General features: G+C 59.6%; 12 protein-coding genes. 10 read left to right on the top strand and 2 right to left on the bottom strand.

All coding sequences use genetic code 11. The annotated features are described in order from the left end of the window. Window positions 1–464: 464 nt before the first annotated feature. Window positions 465–2,672, top strand: a complete 2,208-nt coding sequence (locus tag ISX84_RS02155; protein ID WP_195818674.1) for a methyl-accepting chemotaxis protein — start codon at window positions 465–467, stop codon at window positions 2,670–2,672. Between the two features lie 198 nt (window positions 2,673–2,870). After that, window positions 2,871–3,386, top strand: coding sequence for a hypothetical protein (locus tag ISX84_RS02150; protein WP_195818673.1), 516 nt, complete (start codon window positions 2,871–2,873; stop codon window positions 3,384–3,386). A gap of 116 nt (window positions 3,387–3,502) precedes the next feature. Here the strand turns inward: ISX84_RS02150 and ISX84_RS02145 are convergent, their stop codons facing one another. Both ISX84_RS02145 and ISX84_RS02140 read right to left on the bottom strand, forming a co-directional pair. Then, window positions 3,503–5,473: a TonB-dependent receptor domain-containing protein gene (locus ISX84_RS02145; RefSeq protein WP_195818672.1), complete on the bottom strand. Its 1,971-nt coding sequence runs from the start codon at window positions 5,471–5,473 to the stop codon at window positions 3,503–3,505. A 128-nt stretch (window positions 5,474–5,601) separates the two neighbouring features. Further along, window positions 5,602–5,892 carry a DUF2218 domain-containing protein gene (locus ISX84_RS02140; RefSeq protein WP_195818671.1) on the bottom strand — a complete coding sequence of 97 codons (291 nt, stop codon included), beginning with the start codon at window positions 5,890–5,892 and terminating at the stop codon, window positions 5,602–5,604. 128 nt (window positions 5,893–6,020) lie between these two features. Between ISX84_RS02140 and ISX84_RS02135 the strand changes: the two genes are divergently transcribed. The 8 genes from ISX84_RS02135 (at window position 6,021) to speB (ending at window position 15,036) form a co-directional block, all read left to right on the top strand. Then, entirely contained in the window at window positions 6,021–6,926 is a 906-nt protein-coding gene (locus ISX84_RS02135) for a siderophore ABC transporter substrate-binding protein (protein ID WP_195818670.1), read from the top strand. Between the two features lie 37 nt (window positions 6,927–6,963). Beyond that, window positions 6,964–7,902: an ABC transporter permease gene (locus tag ISX84_RS02130; RefSeq protein ID WP_195819341.1), complete on the top strand. Its 939-nt coding sequence runs from the start codon at window positions 6,964–6,966 to the stop codon at window positions 7,900–7,902. After that, window positions 7,895–8,839 carry an iron chelate uptake ABC transporter family permease subunit gene (locus ISX84_RS02125; RefSeq protein WP_195818669.1) on the top strand — a complete coding sequence of 315 codons (945 nt, stop codon included), beginning with the start codon at window positions 7,895–7,897 and terminating at the stop codon, window positions 8,837–8,839. The genes ISX84_RS02130 and ISX84_RS02125 overlap by 8 nt, the downstream gene beginning before the upstream one ends. Next, a complete protein-coding gene (locus ISX84_RS02120) occupies window positions 8,836–9,594 on the top strand; it encodes an iron ABC transporter ATP-binding protein (RefSeq protein WP_195818668.1) in 759 nt (252 codons plus the stop codon). The genes ISX84_RS02125 and ISX84_RS02120 overlap by 4 nt, the downstream gene beginning before the upstream one ends. A 254-nt stretch (window positions 9,595–9,848) precedes the next feature. Further along, complete coding sequence (gene speA / locus ISX84_RS02115; protein ID WP_195818667.1) at window positions 9,849–11,771, top strand: biosynthetic arginine decarboxylase; 1,923 nt, start codon at window positions 9,849–9,851, stop codon at window positions 11,769–11,771. A gap of 12 nt (window positions 11,772–11,783) precedes the next feature. Next, entirely contained in the window at window positions 11,784–13,010 is a 1,227-nt protein-coding gene (locus ISX84_RS02110; protein ID WP_195818666.1) for a saccharopine dehydrogenase family protein, read from the top strand. Between the two features lie 5 nt (window positions 13,011–13,015). Continuing rightward, the gene (locus ISX84_RS02105) at window positions 13,016–14,185 is read left to right on the top strand and encodes a carboxynorspermidine decarboxylase (protein ID WP_195819340.1); all 1,170 of its coding nucleotides are present in this window, start codon (window positions 13,016–13,018) and stop codon (window positions 14,183–14,185) included. Further along, on the top strand, window positions 14,182–15,036 hold the full coding sequence (gene speB, locus ISX84_RS02100) for an agmatinase (RefSeq protein WP_195818665.1): 855 nt from the start codon (window positions 14,182–14,184) through the stop codon (window positions 15,034–15,036). The genes ISX84_RS02105 and speB overlap by 4 nt, the downstream gene beginning before the upstream one ends. Window positions 15,037–15,096: the final 60 nt, after the last annotated feature.

The following is a 15,096-nucleotide window of genomic DNA, read 5'->3' as shown; positions in this document are numbered from 1 at the left end:
TTCACAGCGCCGCATCGGGTAAATGGGCCTGACTACGTGTTTGCGGCGTTGCGGCATAAAAACCGGTTGTTTAGGGCGTCGGATGCTGCAAACGCAGCCCGCTTTACCGACGTTCGCCGCGCGTGCGACGTATACTACCGGTTCGAACTTGCCCGGACAGCCCTAAGAGTAGCTTTCGTAGACGCATTTTTAGGAAAGCCAGAACATCCTGATGGAGACTAAGTCCAGATACCGGTGGATGCGTGCACTCGACACGGTATCTGTTGCACGAGCGAGATGCCCAACGCCGCGCCCTGTTGCGCGGAAGATTGGAAATGCTTGGGCATCACATGAAGTCATTGACTTCTATTCGGCCTACTGAGACTAAAAGTTTTAATTTAGCAGTATTGTAACGCTTTTAGTGTCTGTCTTCGTGGTTCGAGGTGACGGTCAATCGACGCCTTGCGGTCCATTGTGAGGTAGATATGAAGTTATTCGGTCAAAAAAATCAGATCGGTTTCAATGAGGCTCAGGTACGTGACGCAGTGGCGGTCGTGTCCGCGCTCGACAGGGTTCAAGCGATCATCTGGTTTGATCTGAATGGTCACATCCTAGACGCGAACGAGAATTTCCTTGCAACGATGGGCTACGCTCTGGAGGAGATCAAGGGGCGGCATCACAAGATCTTTGTGACCGAGGGGTATGCCAACAGCGCCGACTACAAAGCTTTCTGGGACAAGCTTGGACAGGGCAAATTTCACAGCGGCGACTTCGCGCGCGTGGCCAAAGATGGAAGCACCGTCTGGATCGAAGCCTCCTACAACCCGGTGTTCGACGAGGCTGGCAAGCCGATCAAGGTCGTCAAGTTTGCCATCGACGTGACAGAAGCAAAAAAGCGGGCGGCTGACTTTGCCGGGCAACTCGACGCAATCTCGACATCTCAAGCCGTGATCGAATTCAACCTGGACGGCACGATCCTCACCGCGAATGAGAATTTTTGCAAAACACTTGGATATTCACTCGATGAAATAGCTGGTCGCCATCACAGAATGTTCGTCACCCCGGACTATGCAGACAGCGCCGAGTATCGCACATTCTGGGAGACGCTTGGCGCCGGTAAGTTCCACGCTGGCGAGTTCATGCGTATTGCCAAGGATGGCCAGGAAATATGGATCCAGGCGACCTACAACCCTATTCTCGATCCTTCCGGTGAACCGGTGAAGATCGTGAAATTTGCCAGCGATATCACCGAATCCAAAATGATGACGACCGATGCTGCGGGACAACTTGCGGCGATATCCAAGTCGCAGGCCGTGATCGAATTCGACCTTAGCGGACACATCCTGCATGCCAACGAGAATTTCCTCAAGACGCTCGGATACAGTCTTGAGGAGGTAAAGGGAAAGCACCACCGAATTTTTGTCGATCCGGTCGATGCCAAAAGTGAGGAATATCGTGAGTTTTGGGAAACGTTGCGCAGGGGTCAATTCGTTGCGGACGAGTATCGACGCATTGCAAAAGACGGGGGGGAGGTTTGGATACAGGCGACGTACAACCCCATCCTCGATCCGGGTGGCAAGCCCTACAAGGTTGTCAAATATGCGGCCGAACTCACGGATCGCAAACATGCGATGGACGCTTTTTCAAACGGCTTGATGGCCCTTTCCGAAGGGGATCTGGCGGTTCGGTTGCCTGACACGCTCACTGGCGACTTTGCCGTTCTGAAAACGGCGTTCAACGACACCATGGTCCGGCTGGAAGAGCTGGTCGTGGGCATTCTCGGGGCGTCTGAGGACATCGCGGAGGAGACAAAGGCAATCGCATCAAGCTCCGCCGATCTGTCCGCGCGGGGCGAAAGACAGGCGGCCAGTCTGGAACAGACCTCCGCCGCGATGGAAGAGATATCGGCGGCCGTCAAAAGCACGGCCAGCAACGCTCAAACGGCCAATGAAGCGGCAGACAGCGCATCTCGACACGCGGAGAAAGGGGGTGCGGTTGTTACAGACGCCATCGCAGCAATGCAGCGAATTGAAGCAAGCACCGCCGAAATCGGCAAGATTGTCGAGGTGATCGACGGCATTGCGTTTCAGACGAATTTGCTGGCCTTGAACGCGGGCGTGGAGGCGGCACGTGCCGGGGATGCAGGACGCGGTTTCGCGGTGGTCGCATCCGAAGTACGGGCGCTTGCGCAACGCTCCTCGGACTCCGCACGCGACATCAATGAGCTTATCTCGACCAGCAACCGTCAGGTCACCGAGGGTGCCGATCTGGTCAATCGCAGCGGCGAGTCCCTGTCCACGATCGTCGAGGGTGTCCGGGAGGTCGTGACCAGCATTGGTGACATCCTGACTGCGTCCGAGGAACAGGCCACCGGGATCACCGAAGTGACGCAGGCGGTGTCAGATATTGATCGCACGACACAGCAGACCGCGGCTCGGGCTGAGGAAAGCGCGGCTTCGGCGACGCAACTCGCCGAACGTGCATCTCAGCTCCGCGAACTGGTGAGTTTCTTCCGGATCGACGAGGCGAAGCCGACGTCCAATGTCCACCAAATGAAGGATAGCAGGACCGCTCAACAGGTGTCCGCGCCACCGCGTGCAACGTCCACCACGGTAAAGCAGGCAGTGGGGGCGGAATCGGCACAGGTTACCGAACACGCGTCAGGACAGGACGACGGGTGGGATGAGTTTTGACGGTCTTTTTTGCAAAACCCCCTCCGATTTGCGAACCCTCCGATGGGACTCGAAAGGCATCCTACAGAAACGGGTGATGCTCGCGCCATCATAGTGAAAGCAGGCGGGTCCGACTGGTCAAGCGAGGGAAATCCCGGGCGCAAACGCGCTTTCTTCCTTAAGTTAGTGCTGGGCACATAGGAGATCTGGCGTCTTGGTGTGGCTTCGCCAAGCGGCGGAAAACTTCTTTTGCCAATCAAGACCGGCCTTCTCGGCGGGTTTTCCCGCATTGCAATAGCCCTCGCTCCGCTACGCCGAGGCAAAATGGCGCGCACAATTCGAGTATGTCGCCCTGTTTTGGCCCACGTTGACGGACCTGCTGATTTTCAGGCTCTCGCTTTCAACGAGCTTTCTGTTTGCGCTGCCTCTGATCCTATTGGGAACCGCCATCGCATCACTCGAAAAGAAAGACGTAAAACGGGCATCGGGTTGGTCTCCGGCGAAGTGATGACGGACGGCTGTCGTTGGCGCAATTGCGGTCGTGGCCGTGAGTTCGCTCGTCGATTGCTCAACCAAGGGATCCTCTTGAAGAAAGCCGGGTTGCACTTCTTATCGCCGTGGGAACCAACAGGCAAAGCCTGCATCGAGGTATTCCACAACCGCCTGCGTCAGGAATATCTCAGCGTGTCATGTTTCCCATCCATGGGAGACGCCGACACGCAGATCAACGACTGAACCACCAACGATACCGAAATCTCGCTGCCCTCCCCGCTCGAACACTCATTTTCTGACGAAGCCCATCGCATAGTTGGTAGCAGCTACGCGATGGGTAGTGTGACAAGCATGTCCGCTCAGAACGTGAACTCTGCGCTCAGCACGAATGAACGCCCCGGTTCATTGAGCGGTGTGACATTGCTGAACTCCTGCCCGTAGGTTGCACGGCTGGCGTAGGTTTCGTCAAAAACGTTGTTGATTTCCGCGCGCAGGGTGAGGTTCTCCCGTGCCTTGGGCCTGTACTCCACAAAGGCATTGAGCACCTCGTAGGAGGGCAGCGCAGGGCCGGCCAAGCCGGTATCGGGGTTGAAGGTATCGGTTTCTTCCAGCACGATTTGCGCGTCGGCACCGATACGGATGCCATGATTGTCAAAGCTCTGCACCACAGCGATGCTCAGGATTTCGCCAATTGGTGTTGTCAGGTAGCGCCCGGTATCTGAATCGGATGTGGTGCCATTGATGCTGGTATCGATGTTGGCATAGCCCACACGTAGAAAACCGCTCTGCCAGCGATAGCCCACGCCCAGTTCAAACCCTTCTGAGCGTAGATTGGTGGTCAGTGCCGCACTGCCCCGATTGTCTGGGATCCGCGCGTTGTTGAGGTCTGTGCGGAAAATTTTGCCATCCAGGTTCCAAGGTCCAAACGCGGCATCCACGGCCGCAAAGATGTTGTTGGAGGTCACCGGGGTGATGCCTTCCGCTGGATAGGTCCATGTCGGATTGATGATAAAGTTCTCAGCCAAGGCCACCCCGCCCCAGATATGAGAAGCACCGGCGCTGACGGTGATCTGGTTGGTGAGATCATACTCCCCGGAGATGTTTCCCGAGAGACCGGAGCGGCTTGTGCGGGAACCATCAACGCCTTCAAACTCGTTCAGGTCGGCCCGCGCCCCAAAGGATAGCCGGGTCAGATCCGTAGGTTCCAGACGCGCCTGCACAAAGACGCCGATGTTATCCGCTTTTTCTCTGCCCGCTTCATTATTGGCGGGCGTCGCAAACTCCTGATAGTCCAGCTCAGCCGTGTCGGAAAAGAAATCCACCCCGGCGGTCACCGACCCTGTCCGCACCGGAAACCGGTTCTGGATGACGGCGTTGATGCTTTCTGTCGTGCCCAATGTCCGCTGATCCGGCTCGACGATATCAAGGTCGGTCACACTGTACCCAAGCGAGATTTTCGGGTCCCACCACCCGGTCGGCGTCTCGTCGGTATAGGTGAAGACAAGGTTCTGGCGATCCAAATCGTAGTTGCGTGTCAACGGAACCGGTCTGCCACCGAAAACCTGACCGATGTTGGCGCGGTAGGGCCGCAGTTCATCATCAATGACGCGCTCGTAGGACAGCTCGAACCGGTCACCGGTTTCGCCCTGATAAGCGATCTTGCCCAGACCGCTAACAAGACCGGTGCCGGACCCAATGATGTCCTGATTGTCCCCGTCTTCGCGCGTGCCACCGTCGGCATATTTGAAAAACCCAAGGTATTCGAAGGCGCCGGAGCGTCCGTAGAGCGATGTGCTGGTCGTAAAGACATCACCGTTGGAGTCGTATTCCTGCTTCACGGAGCCACCGAAATTCAGGTCAGTCGCCAACAGATCATCGACGTCCTTGGTTTCATAGGCGATGGACCCGGCGAGCGCGCCCGGTCCGGCATCTGCCGAGGCGACGCCCGGCTCAATCCGAACCGCCTTGAGCAGCGCCGGATCAATCAGCGTCGTGGCATTGTGGTGGAAAATCTTGTTGTTCTGGCGATTGCCGTCAATCGTCACCGACAGATTGGTTTCCTCCACGCCGTTGACATAGAGCTTTTGCGACGCGGGGATCGAGCTGCCAACCGAGATTGTCGGCTCGCTCTTGAACAGATCCTGAAGGTCCGACGGGTTTTGTTGCGCCAGCGTTTCGCTGTCTATGGCGATGGTGTTGCCGCCGTCGCCGGTTGTGTCCTGGGCTTCCACCGAGATCGGGTCAAGCTCAATCAGGCCCCCGTCCTGCGCCATGACGCCCGTGGCCCCCAGACCTGTTGAGACGAGAAAAACTGTTATTGATCGCGACATGCCGCACCACCCCTGTTTGATTCCGTTGGTGGTCGCTTTGATCGGGCTTGATCTGGCTGCCGCGCGGCACGCAAATCATAATTTAGTGATTTACTCAAGATTAAAAAATTACGGCGCCGTCTCCTATTTCACTCGGTGTCTGACCACGCCATTGTCTCAAACCCCTCCCGAAAGGCAAAACGCTGCAGATGGCTGTCGACGACCTGTTTCACGGTGGCGGCATCGGTGCCATCCTTGATATCGACATCGACCGTCAGCACGTCACCGGAAGCCGCAAAGGCCACATCACCAAAAGGCAGCGTGACCGATCCGGTGTCGTCATCCCATTTTGCCGGTCCCTTGTGTGACCAGTGTTTGCAGAGCTGGATCATGTATTTCGTGGCATGCGGTGTGGCAAAGGTTCCGGTCAGATGTGGCATCTCTATTTCCCGATTGTTTTCGTCAGATTATTTGCTGGACCCCCTCGCTGCAACTCGATATTCCCGCAGGGCAAGTTCATCAGCCAGCAAATGCCAGCCGACAAACCCTGCCCACCCGGAGGTTTCGTATGGCGTTTTTCAAACCCCTTCCCCTGATTTTTGCGAGTCTTCTTGGCGCCACCTCGACCGCTGCTGAGGTCACGGTTGAGACCGCTACCGGAGAGATGACCGTGGCCGCGCCGCCGGAGCGTATTGTCGCGCTGGATATTGCGGCCATCGATACGCTTGACGCGCTCGACGTGCCCGTGGCGGGTGTCCCTGCCCCTGTTTATGTGGGATATCTGCAAGATGCCGCGGCGCAGGCAACACAGGTTGGATCGCTCTTTGAGCCCGACTTCGAGGCGATCGCCAATCTGGCCCCGGATCTGATCATTGCGGGCGGGCGCTCCTCCACGCAGGTCGCACCACTCTCAGAGATTGCCCCCACCCTCGATATGACCATTTGGGGGGATGACCATATCGCACAGGCGCTGGCCCGTCTTGAGGCCTATGGGGAACTGACCGGCACGGAAGAAAAGGCCGCCAAACTCGCCGACGCCTTTGCCGACAAACTGGAGAAGACCCGGACCAGCATCACAGGCCGGGGCGACGCGCTGATCGTTATGACCAATGGCCCCAAGATCTCCGCCTACGGGGCGGGATCACGGTTCGGTTGGTTGCACCGGGGGTTGGATTTGCCGGAAGCGGCCCCCGGTGTCGATGCCCAGACCCACGGCGAGGCGATCTCCTTTGAGTTCATCGCGCAGGCCGACCCCGACTGGCTGATCGTGATCGACCGTGCCAGCGCCCTCGGCCAGACAAGTGCTGCAGCCTCCGCCACGCTGGACAATGCATTGGTCGCGGGCACAACGGCATGGCGGTCAGGGCAGGTCATCCATCTCAACGCCGCCAATGTGTATATTGCGGGCGGCGGCATTCAGTCCATGATGGAAACGCTGGATCGCATGCGCGCCGGGTTCGAGACAGGTGGCTGACGGGCGGGTCAGGCACTGGCGGGCTGCGCATCCCTATATTGCGACCGGTGTCGGCTTGATCCTCTTGGCAGGGCTGAGCCTTTTCATCGGTGTGGGACAGCTTTCCTTTGCTGCGCTGCGCGATGATCCGCAAGCACTGCAGCTCCTGATCATCAGTCGCATGCCGCGCACGCTGGCCGCCCTGCTGACCGGCGCAAGCATGGCGGTGGCCGGACTCATCTTGCAACTGCTGGTCCGCAATCGCTTTGTCGAACCAGCCACGACCGGTACATCTGAGGCGGCGATGCTTGGGCTGCTGGCCGTTACGATTTGGGCACCCTCCTGGCCGATCCTTGGTAAGATGGGCATTGCAGCGGGCGCCGCGCTTATGGGCACGGTCGGATTTCTCGCACTGACCCGCCGACTGCCGCCAGAACAACCGCTGCTGATCCCGCTGGTCGGGTTGATCTACGGCGGCATTCTGGGTGCAGCGGCAACATTTATCGCGTTTCAGGCGGACCTGATCCAGTATCTCGCCATCTGGATGAACGGCGAATTCTCCGGCGTTCTGGCCGGGCGGTATGAACTGCTCTGGCTGGCGGGCGGACTGACGCTGCTGGCCTATCTGGCCGCGGATCAATTCACCGTTGCAGGTCTGGGGCGCGCGACAAGCCTGACCCTGGGGCTGCGATACGGTCAGGTGCTGGCCCTGGGGGTTGTCACGGTTGCCCTTGTCTCTGCGCTGGTCATCGTCACGGTCGGCATGCTGCCCTTCATCGGGTTGGTCGTGCCCAATATCGTCTCGCGGATCATGGGCGACAACCTGCGCGAAAGCCTCCCTGTCGTGGCAGGTCTGGGCGCAGGCCTCGTGCTGCTGTCTGACATGATCGGACGGATCGTGCGCTATCCCTACGAGGTCCCGGCGGGCACGATTTTTGGTATTTTCGGCGCCGTGCTGTTCCTGCGGATGCTGCTGGGCCGGCGGTCACATGCCTGACAAACGGCTGATCTGGATTGCGGGGGCGCTGCTGGCGGCCATGGCCCTGTTCCTGATCTGGGGGCTGCAGGGCAAGGTCTGGTTCATCCTTGAACTGCGCGCCACCAAACTGGCCGCACTGGTATGCGTCGGCCTCGCTATTGGCACCGCAACGGTGCTGTTCCAGACCCTCAGCAACAACCGTATCCTCACCCCCTCCATCATGGGGTTCGATGCGCTGTTCATTCTGCTGCAAACCGGCCTTGTCTTTGCGCTTGGCGGTTTTGGCTATGCCCAGCTGTCACCGCTCCGCAGCTTTGCGCTGGAAACCATCGTGATGATGGGCGCGGCGGTCTTCCTGTTTGCGGCCATCCTGCACCGCACCCGCCAAGATGTGCAGTTGATGATCCTCGTCGGCGTGGTCATGGGGCTGATGTTTCGCTCGATCACCGCATTCGTTCAACGGCTGATGGACCCGTCCGAGTTCACCATGGTCCAGGGCGCGATGTTTGCCCGGTTCGGCGCCGTTGACAGCGGCGCGCTGGTGGCGTCGGTTGTGCTGCTGGCGGGGATCGGGCTCTGGCTCTGGCGGCACCATGCAATTCTGGATGTCATGGCGCTTGGCCGTGCGCAGGCACGGGGGTTGGGCCTCGCCTATGATCGCCTGCAGTTCCAGATGCTCTGTGCCATTGCCGCGCTCGTCTCCGTGTCGACGGCGCTCGTCGGGCCGCTCACCTTTCTGGGACTGCTGGTCGCGAGCCTCGCCCACAGCCTGATGCAAAGCCACCGGCACCAGCTTCTGCTGCCCGCCGCCGCCCTGATCGCCGCCCTGATCCTCGTGACCGGGCAAATTGTCTTTGAACGGATCCTGCAATTGCAATCCACGCTGGCGGTGGTGATCGAATTCAGCGGCGGGCTGTTGTTTCTCATCCTTCTCGCACGGGGGCGCATCAGATGATCAAAGTATCAGAGCTGACCTACAGCATCGCGGGGACACCCATTCTGCATGATATCAACGTCACCCTGCCCGCAGGGCGCATCACGGCGTTGATCGGCCCCAATGGCGCGGGCAAGTCGACGCTGTTACACCTGATCTCTCAGCAGATACCCTTTGATCGCGGGCGCATCACGATGGGCGGGTTGGACCTCGCCAAAACCACTGCCCCTGCGCGCGCGCTCAAAATGGCCGTTGTGGGCCAGCAGCTTGGCGTGGCCAGCCGCATTCGCATCCGCGACCTGGTTGGGTTCGGGCGCTGGCCATACAACCATGGCCGTCCGACACCAAAAGATCAGGAGAAGATTTCCGAAGCGCTGTCCCATTTTGACCTGATCGGGTTACAGGATCGGTTTCTCGATGAAGTCTCCGGCGGCCAGCGGCAGCGTGCGTTCATCGCCATGGCCAGCGCGCAGGATACTGACTGGCTGCTGCTGGACGAGCCTTTAAACAACCTGGATTTGCACCATGCGCGCTGCCTGATGACGCAGTTGCGCGAGAAGGTGGATCGGGAGGGAAAGAGCGTGGTGATCGTGCTGCACGATCTCAACTACGCCATCAGCTGGGCCGATCATGTCGTGGCGCTGGACAAGGGCAGCATCGCTTTCGAAGGCCCGCTGACAGAGGTGGCGACAACCGACAGCCTCAGCGCGCTGTACCGGACACCGGTGGTTTTTGGCGATCTCGCGGGCAAACCTTTTGTGCAATATCATCGGTGACTGATCCCGCCGAGGAGGCAGAGACGGCCACGCATGATCGGTCTTTGCGAAAAACAGCCGACCGGACCAGATATACCTTGAGTTGTGCGACAACGCCCCATACATAAACATCCAACGCCCGGTCATGCGCCCGACGTGCTTTCAAGAGAGCAGCGCATCCCAGCAGGAAACCCCAGTTTATAAAGCAGCAACGTGATGATGATTGCGATTGTAATGCCATGCGCTCATGTTCTCGCTATGGGTGAAACCCTGCGATGAAGGATGCGTGTATCGACTTTGCGGCCCCCTATGGGATGACGCAGTGGTGCGACGGTCTGCTCACGGTCGACCCAAGCGGCGCCGTGGCGCTGTGCCAAACCGAAGAGCCGAGCGCACCGCCGGTGTCCTTGCCCCAGATCGTCGACGCATTGAACCAGCGCGGCATTTCAGCGCCGATCCTGTTGCGGGTGCAGCCTTTTCTGGACAGATCACTGAAGCGCCTGCATGCGGCCTTTGCGGCGGCCTTTGCAGAGGTGGGATATCAGGGCGTCTACCGCGGTGTTTTTCCGATCAAGGTCAATCAGCAGGCAGAGGTCATCGGACGCTTGGTAGAGGTCGGGCGGAGCTCTCACTATGGGTTGGAAGTTGGTTCGAAACCGGAACTGATGATCGCCCTGGCACAGTCTCTTTCAGACGAAGGATTGCTGATCTGCAATGGCGCCAAGGACGAAGCGTTCATCCGGCTGGCGCTCCTGTCCCGCAAGGCGGGTTTCAACACGATCATCGTGATCGAGAGCCTGCGCGAGTTCGACATCATTCGCCGCGTGTCCACATCCTTAGGCATCCGGCCTCTGCTGGGAGTGCGCGTCAAGCTCACCGAGCGGGTCGGCGGTAAATGGCAGGCCTCTTCCGGAGACAGGTCTGCCTTTGGCCTTGGTGCGCTGGATCTGGTTACGTTGATGGAGGAGCTGAAAGCCACCGCGTTTCTCGATTGCCTGGTGTTGCAACACACGCACCTTGGCTCGCAGGTGCCGGACATCATCGACATCCGCCGGGCCACCGCGGAAGCCTGCCGGTTCTATGCCGAACTGACGGCCATGGGGGCACCGCTGACGCATATCGATCTGGGCGGGGGCTTGGGTGTGGATTACACCGGCGGGCGGTGTTCGGATGGAAATTCGGTCAACTACACGGTGCAGGAGTATTGCACCAACATTGCCGAAACGCTGCGCTACGCGATGGATGCGGCCGGGCTGGCGCACCCCGTTCTGGTCACGGAAAGCGGCAGATATGTCGTGGCGCATTCCTCCATTTTCATCTTCGATGTGTTGGAAACCACCCTATACGACAGCCCGGACAAGCCGACCGCTCTTGCGGATGATCATCATTTGCTGAGCGATTTGCTGGCGGTTGAAGGCTATATCAACGGCACGCGGATGCAGGAGGCCTTCAACGACGCGGTCTATTACCGCGACGAACTGCGCGCCCTCTTCCGGCGTGGCCAGATTGGTCTGGCACAGATGGCCCGGGCGGAGCAGAGCTTTCTGTATCTGAACGCCTGTTTTAAAAAAGCGACCGAATTGGACGGGCCGCGCGGCAGCGTGCACCCACAGGCCGGGCCTTTCGTCGACTACTATCACGGCAATTTTTCATTGTTCCAATCGCTGCCCGATGTCTGGGCGATTGATCAGCTGCACCCGATGATGCCGATCCAGCGGCTCAACGAGCCACCGGACAGGCAAGCGGTTTTCAGTGATATCACCTGCGACAGCGACGGCAAGATCGACCGCTTTGTTCTGGCAGAAGGCATTGGCGATGCCCTGCCCGTACACAGGCTGCGCGACGATGAAACCTATCATATCGGTGTCTTTTTCATCGGCGCCTATCAGGAAACGCTGGGGGATCTGCACAACCTCTTTGGGGATGCCCCTGTCGTGACGATTTCACTGGATGGCGAAGGTGGTTTCACCATCGAACATGAAACCGAGGGCGACAGCATCGCAGAGGTGCTGTCTTACTTCGAATACGACCCGAGCGCCTGCCTTGATGCCTTCCGCCGGACGGTGGAACAGGCGGTTGCAAAAGGGCGGCTCAGCACCGCAGAGCGCCGGATGATGATTGCGGCCTACAAGGACAGCCTTTCGGGCAACACATATTTTAACCCGGCCAGCCCCATCGCCAGCCAGCCCCCCAGATAAGGACGGAACGAGATGGAGAATGTACTGGTTGTAGGCGCGGGCGGCGTCGGCGCGGTGGCGGTCACGAAAATGGCCATGCACCCGGAGATTTTCAAACAGATCACTCTGGCCAGCCGCACAGTGTCCAAATGCGAGGCCATCGCCGCCGATGTCAAAACCCGCACCGGAGTGACAATCGCAACAGCAGCGCTGGATGCCATGGATGTGGCCGCCACGGTGGCGTTGATCCGGCAGACGGGCGCGGAACTCGTGGTCAACCTCGCCCTGCCCTATCAGGATCTGGCCCTGATGGATGCCTGTCTGGAGGCGGGCGCGCACTATCTGGATACCGCCAACTACGAGCCGCCAGATGATGCGCATTTCGAATACAGCTGGCAGTGGGCCTATCAGGAGCGCTTTCGCGAGAAAGGCCTGACCGCCATCCTGGGATCCGGTTTTGACCCAGGCGTAACGTCGATCTTTGCCACCTGGGTGCGCAAGCACAAGCTGGACGGCATCCGCCTGATCGATATTCTCGACTGCAACGGTGGTGACAACGGCAAGCCCTTTGCCACCAACTTCAACCCCGAGATCAACATCCGCGAGGTCACGGCTCCGGTCCGGCATTGGGAAAACGGGTCCTGGATTGAAAGCCCGGCCATGACGCAGAAGGTCGCTTTCGACTTTCCCGCCGTGGGTGAAAAGAACATGTATCTGATGTATCATGAGGAGTTGGAAAGCCTGACCACGCATTTCCCGGAGATCGAGCGTGCACGGTTCTGGATGACCTTTGGGGATGCCTATATCAACCACGTCACCGTCCTGCAGAATGTCGGCATGACCGGCATCGCCCCCGTGACGCATGACGGGGTTGAAATCATCCCCCTGCAGTTCCTGAAAAGCGTGTTGCCGGACCCCAGCGACCTCGGAGCGCTGACCAAGGGCAAGACCTGTATCGGCGACATCATCACCGGGCCGACCGCCGAGGGCGAAAAGACCTATTACATCTACAATATCTGCGACCACGAAACCTGCTTTGCCGAGGTCGGCAGCCAGGCGGTGGCCTATACGACCGGCGTTCCGGCAATGATCGGCGCGGCGCTGGTGATGAAGGGCCTGTGGCGCGCGCCCGGCGTGTGGAACACCGAACAGCTTGATCCCGATGCTTTCATGGAGATGCTGAATACCGATGGCTTGCCTTGGCAGGTCGTGGAACTTGACGGCCACCCGGATCTGTCGGAGGCGCAAGACGCAGCGTGAAGGACATGACCACGGATATCGAAACACTGGCGCGGGCACACTTCTCCCGGTTCGATCTGAACCGGGTGCCCTCGCCGTGTTTTGTCGTGGACGAGGCCGCGTTGGAGCGTAACCTGACGATCCTGCGGGATGTGGCGGACCAATCCGGCGCCCATGTCTTGCTGGCGCTCAAGGCGTTTTCGATGACCGAAATGGCCCCGCTGGTCGGGAAATACCTGGCAGGAGTCAGCGCGTCGGGACGCTACGAGGCGCGGCTGGGGCGTGAACACTTCACCGGCGAGGTTGCAACCTACAGCGCCGGGTTCAAGGCCGCCGATTTACCCGACATCCTCCGCTTGTCCGATCATCTGATCTTCAACACGCCGGGCCAGTACCGGAAATTCCAGCCGCTGATCGACGCTGCCGCGCAGGACGTCAGCATCGGGCTGCGCATCAACCCCGAGCATTCCGAAGGCTGGACAGATAAATATGACCCTGCCGCCCCTTGCTCGCGGCTGGGCACACCGGTTTCACAACTGACCGACAGTGATCTGGTTGGCGTCGACGGGCTGCACATGCATACGCTCTGCGAACAGGGGTTTGCCCCGCTCAAACGCACCTGGGAGGCGGTGGAACCCGCCATCGCCACCTGGCTGCCGAGGATGAAGTGGCTCAATCTGGGCGGCGGGCATCACATCACGCGGGGCGACTATGACCGCGCCGGTTTGATCGCGCTGATCCGCGAAATCCGCGCTCGGTACGACATCGCGGTCTATCTGGAGCCGGGTGAAGCGGTCGCGCTGCACGCGGGCATTCTGGTCGGCGAAATCCTGGATGTGACCGAAAACAGGATGCCGCTGGCGATCACCGATATCTCGGCCACCTGTCACATGCCGGACGTGCTGGAAGGCCCCTACCGACCGGAGCTTCTGGGCGAGACCGAGACCGGCACGCTCCACCGCATCGGGGGGCCGTCCTGTCTGGCGGGTGATGTCATCGGTGACTACGGCTTTGCCCAGCCCCCGGCCCCCGGCGACCGCATCGCCTTCCTGGATCAGGCGCATTACTCGATGGTCAAGACCAATACCTTCAACGGCGTGCCGCTCCCGACCATCGCGCTGTGGCACTCTGAAACGGATGCCCTAAAAATCCTGCGCCGTCCCAGTTATGGCGATTTCGCGGAGCGTCTGGCGTGAACGGCTTTTTACACGGCGAACTTTCCTGCACCGAGCAGGACCCGGAAACGGCCCGGTTCCGCGTCATCCCAGTACCGCTGGAACGTACCGTTTCTTATGGTGGCGGGACGGCGGGTGGGCCAGATGCCATCCTTGCCGCAAGTGTCGAATTGGAGCGTCTGTTCCAGGGAGCGGAACCCTGCCGCAAAGGCATCGTTACCGAACCGCCACTCAACTGCTTTGAAGCACTGCCCGACGTCATGGAGCAGATCGCCACGCGCACGGAGGCTGCCATAAAAGCCGGTGCCGTGCCCGTCGTTCTGGGGGGAGAACATGCGCTGACCTGTGGGGCGGTCCGCGGCGTGGTGCGCGGGCTGGACCGCCCGGTGGGCATCGTGCAGATCGACGCCCATGCCGATCTGCGCAAAGCCTATCAGGGCGACGTTCATTCCCATGCCTCGGTGATGCAAATCCTCGCGGAAGAGGACGGTTTGCCGTTGGCGCAATTCGGTGTACGCGCGCTGTGCCGCGAAGAGGTGGCGCGGCGCGCACGGTGCGAAGTATTCGCCTGTGATGCCGAAGCGCTGGTAACAGGTGCCGTGCAGGCCGTCGATCTGCCGACCGATTTCCCCGAAGACATTTACGTCAGTTTCGATCTGGACGGTCTTGATCCGTCCATCCTGCCCGCAACCGGAACGCCGGTGCCGGGTGGGCTCGGCTACTATCAATCCCTCAACCTGATCCGCCACGCCCTGACGGGGCGGCGTCTTGTCGGGTTCGATGTCGTGGAACTTGCCCCTGAACCGGGCAGCCGTGTGTCCAACTTCACAGCAGCGCAGATCGTCTATGCGCTGATGTCCTTTACACCCTAAGCCAGGCCTCCGCCCAGCTGTTCATGCCGTCATTGACCCGATTGGGCCACGTGACGGGAT

Source organism: Roseobacter sp. MH60115, assembly GCF_015644665.1.
GTDB lineage: Bacteria > Pseudomonadota > Alphaproteobacteria > Rhodobacterales > Rhodobacteraceae > Roseobacter.
The sequence above is the reverse complement of the archived record's forward strand: the minus strand, read 5'-3'. Positions and strand labels throughout refer to the sequence as shown.